Annotated in this window: 3 protein-coding genes; all 3 read right to left on the bottom strand. The window is 37.5% G+C overall.

Annotation, left to right across the window (positions count from 1 at the left end):
- Window positions 1–309: 309 nt before the first annotated feature.
- Complete coding sequence (locus tag AFK68_RS08830) at window positions 310–1020, bottom strand: PEP-CTERM sorting domain-containing protein (RefSeq protein WP_094672409.1); 711 nt, start codon at window positions 1018–1020, stop codon at window positions 310–312.
- A 1351-nt stretch (window positions 1021–2371) separates the two neighbouring features.
- The gene (locus tag AFK68_RS08835) at window positions 2372–2740 is read right to left on the bottom strand and encodes a hypothetical protein (RefSeq protein ID WP_094672410.1); all 369 of its coding nucleotides are present in this window, start codon (window positions 2738–2740) and stop codon (window positions 2372–2374) included.
- A gap of 348 nt (window positions 2741–3088) precedes the next feature.
- A complete protein-coding gene (locus tag AFK68_RS08840; protein ID WP_094672411.1) occupies window positions 3089–3979 on the bottom strand; it encodes an ABC transporter permease in 891 nt (296 codons plus the stop codon).
- Between the last annotated feature and the right edge of the window lie 482 nt (window positions 3980–4461).

A 4461-nucleotide genomic window follows, 5' to 3' on the forward strand; every position in this document is an offset into this window, starting at 1 on the left:
GTTTGAGGATTTGATGATAATTTGAATTCTAATAATGATTTAGACAAGTTGGAGCCATAGGCAAAGTATTTAATACTAGATGTAGAACTGGATAAATTTTCTGAATTGGAAAGCATATAACCTTAATTCGTAAGTAATGAATAATTTTGATTTTATCAGGAATTACCCAAGTATGCTAGTTGTGGCGGTGGTAGTAATAGTTGATAGTATTCTTGCATTTCCAGTTGTTCTGTATTCCAATGTGATTTGAGAAAGGCTATATCTTGTTTATTCAACTAATAGCAGTGAGGAGGAACGAACGATATTAAATTAGGAGCTTTTTTTGCCTTGACGACGAGTAAGAGTTAAACCAGCAGCGACTATTCCTAGACCGAATAATGTAGTTGGTTCTGGTACTTTTTTCGTATCGGAGAACAAACCACCAGAGAAAGTTAGACCTTCTACTGTTTCACTTGCATCTAGTTTTGCTTCAATATCAGCTACTGTGGTGTCATTTATCTGGAATGTTAAATTACCTGCACCATCTGTTACTTCTCCTGTTTCACTCACAAACTCTCCCCAAAGTGCTACATCTATTGCAACATTAGCTCCACTTTGATTTAATGTGTAATTTGCTTGAGTGAGATTAAAAACGTTGAGACCATCTGTTAAACTGGAGTCATCAGTTAAACTACTATATACAGTACCTGGTGTTTCTCCTCCAAGAATATCTACTTCTAAGTAACCAAAATCTAGGAATGAATCTACTGTTTGAGTTGAGCCAAAACTGACAACTTTACTAATATATGCAGAGTTGAAGTCGGTAAAAGTACCTCCGTTTACGTCAGCATCAATCATAACTGGAGTGAGAGTAAAATTGAAAGATAAACTGTCTTTGCTTAATAAAATATTGCTTACCTCACCATCTCGGATACCTGAACTAAGATGAAATTCTCCAGTTAATGCAGCAGCATCAGCAGTAGTAGCAGATAAGAAAGCGAAAGGGATAGCAGCGATAGATGCAACGATTTGGTTTTTCATGGTTTTTGATTTCCTGTGTTTGAACTCTATGTTTTTATCATCACCCTTTTTTCTGGTTATGGTGGTGACTTGTGAGTAAAATTATGGTGATTTTTCGGTTAGGTTTAAGTGAGTCACAGGTGCCGATGGTGGTGACTTCTAAGTAAAATTACGGTGATTTTTCAGTTGGGTTTGAGTGAGTCAAAGATTACAACAAAGTGAAGTAAATGAGTGCTCGGTGGTGATGAGCATCACTATCTTAAAAAGCAGTCAGTACTCAGCAGTCAACATGCTAGGAGAGTGGAGCATTCCGGAACAGAAAGGGGATTTTAACCCAGAGCTGCTAAAAGCTGAATCGCGCAGTTACAACCCTGGAGGCTAACGTATGGGCTAAAAGCTAATAGCTAGTTAACTCTATTAGACTTCTCCAAAAATGAAAAATTAAATCAATTCTTATCCATAAATTATCAATTACTCCCCCCTGTTCCCTGTTCCCTGTTCCCTGTTCCCTGTTCCCTATTCCCTCTTTTCTGGAGATGTCTATTGAGCATATCTAGTTTTTCTTATTCTTACCACGAGTAACAGTTAAACCAGCAGCAACTACTCCTAGACTGAATAATGACTAGCTGTTAATGGGAAAATTGGTACAAAATCGAAGTGTATCAGTGATTTTTGGCGATCGCTGTCACTATATAAAAAGGAGGAGAAAGTTTTTTATTACTAATTATATCAAATCTGGTATAGCGCTAGGGAATAGGGAATAGGGAATAGGGAACAGGGAACAGTAGACTGTTAAAGGGTTCCATGATTTATAACTGCCCTAACCTTAATGGGTAGTGCTATAGTATTGGAAAAAAGCAGAGAAACCGGGTTTATTAAATAGCCCACTCACTAATATCTACTTCCCATAAACCCGGTTTCTTATAGAACTTGAAAGCAAGCGGATTTGATATTACCTGGACATAATATAAGTTGGGTTAAGCAACAGTACAACCCAATAACTATAAAGTCTATTTTGGGTTGCAGGTTACTTAACCCAACCTACAAAGTGCCAATAAGTATTTAACTGAATAGGATATAAAATCTAGGAACTACTTCCTTACACCCAACCACCTTATATTATCGTAGCCGAACCAAAGGTTAGGACGTTACTAAATGCTGAAACTCATTCAGGGATTACTTCTGACTTCTGACTTTTGAGTTCTGACTTGAGCGTAGCGCTATATGGCAGTCAAAGAGCGATCGCTGGAAACTATAGCACTACAAAAAAGTTTTAGCAGATTAATAAAATTGAAATCCCTTACAAGCAATAGTTTTGACTTGAGCTGATAGCTGATAGCTAATAGCTGAATGCTATAACAACTATACTCATTTAAGGATTATTTTCAATACTACCTGTAGCAGAAGTAGGAGTATCACCAGCGGTATTCTGTGGTTGTATCAGTTCTTTTTGTTTATTGCGGAACTGTGTTGCTGCATCATTTAGACTATCACGTTGTTCGAGCATATATTCTTTCATGTTCCGGTTATCTCCTAGTCTGGAGTTATGAATTATGTCGAACATATCTATTCCGCCTGAACCAGTGAAAGGATCGGGGTTATCTATTGTTTGTAAGTCCTGTAAAGGATTAACTGTATTATTTTCATAAGATTGGGCTAAAGTTGGCTGAGGCAGGAAGATAGCGATCGTTCCTGTAGTTAAGGTGCCCAGAAGAAGTTTGGTGAAAAGTTTAGTAGACATAATAATGTAGTATTTTGTTTTTTAGGAAACTTTATAGATATACTACGATACAACTTTTTTGGTATTTTTAAAGCACACTTAATTTCTTTAGTCAAGGAAAAATTTATTTCTATCTACTGAATTCTGACTCCTAGTTCAGAAAGACGGACATTTGGCAAAACGACTATCAAAAAACCTCACCTTGCTGGCTTTCCCAACCCTAATCCCTATTTAGGGATTGAAACTGCAAACAAAAGAGCAGTGCTGATCCAAACTATCAACACTGTTCTCGACTCAATCTATTAACATTTTCAGATAAATTATTACTCCTGTCTCCTGACTCCTGACTCCTGTCTCCTGACTTCTTCTTTAAGCAAACCGACGACGCAATAAAGGTTGAATTGCTACTAGAGTCACAATATCAAACACCAATAACACCAATAACGCTGCCCCAAAGGAAATATCACCAAAAGGTGCTTCCATAACTACACTACCAAAAGAAAAATCATTGTGTAGATACAAATAACGAATAGGCTCGATGGCATAGCTCAAAGGATTTAAACTAGCTACTACCTGTAACCAACTGGGCATAAAAGATAGAGGTGCCAGAGCAGTGCTAGCAAATAACAAAGGTAGGTTAGTTACAAAAATCACTGCCAAAAGTTCAATGTGTCCTGGTAAAGCAAAAGCAAGACCTAAACTTAAACCAGTCACACCCAAAACTAACATTAAAACAATCAGGGCAATAGTAGCTAATCCTAATATATTAGGTAGTCCTGCACCCAAAAACGCACCAGCACCAATAATAATAGCTGATTGAATGAAACTCAGGGTGACGATAAAAGTAGCTGAAGCTAAGACAATAGAAAAGCGAGATGTTAATGGCGCCACCAATAGACGGTTAAGAAAACCAAATTCTCTGTCGAACATCACTGGTAAACCAGCATTGAGGGCACCAGCAAAAGCAGTAAACACAATAATACCGGCACCGAGAAATTGTCCGTAGTTTTGACTTTCACCAAATAAGCCTTGAGGAACATTTTGGAAAAGTGCCCCAAATAAAATTAACCACATTAGAGGTTGAATAATTCCAGCAATTAATGTAGAAGGGCGTCGTTTGAGTTGGATGAATAACCGAGTGGTTAATGCTAGGGTTTCTTGGAAAAAATCTCCTACCAGAGAACCGGAAGTTAATGGTGTTGTCTTGGTGTCAGACAACTGACTTATATTAGTTTGGGAAGGGGTGATAGTACCACTCATATTATTAGATATTATTAGTGCAGAATTTAGGGACAAAAGATTAACATTGTTGTGGGATAATTAAAAGTATTTATTGTATTTGCCCTTAGCAATGGCCTTTGCCCCATACACTGGTAATTTTAACACCGCTATTCAGTTATCAGTTATCAGTTATCAGTTTTTAGTTTTTAGTTTTTAGTTATTATTATCTCTGATATAGAATCAGGTTTAACACTTGTCATTGCGACGATACGAAGCAATCTCATGGGTCTCACGAGATTGCTATCCGTTCCGGAATGCTCCGCAAACCTTCCACGCAGTGACCGTCGCTTCGGACTTGGCTATAGAAATTATTCAGATTCTATATGACTGAATGCTTACAGTATTCATTTAGCTCGCATTTAGCTATTAGCTTTGCTAAAGAATCAAGGAATGATTAGGGGACTAACACAGCTAATGAGTTTGCAATTAGGGAATTAGGTTCTGTAGGGGCGGGTTTTACA

Origin of the sequence: Hydrocoleum sp. CS-953, assembly GCF_002260545.1 — a bacterium.
Classification (GTDB): domain Bacteria; phylum Cyanobacteriota; class Cyanobacteriia; order Cyanobacteriales; family Microcoleaceae; genus Trichodesmium.

Coding starts and splice junctions, on each gene's coding strand:
- AFK68_RS08840 (WP_094672411.1), bottom strand. CDS start 3,979: ATGAGTGGTACTATCACCCCTTCCCAAACTAATATAAGTCAGTTGTCT.
- AFK68_RS08830 (WP_094672409.1), bottom strand. CDS start 1,020: ATGAAAAACCAAATCGTTGCATCTATCGCTGCTATCCCTTTCGCTTTC.
- AFK68_RS08835 (WP_094672410.1), bottom strand. CDS start 2,740: ATGTCTACTAAACTTTTCACCAAACTTCTTCTGGGCACCTTAACTACA.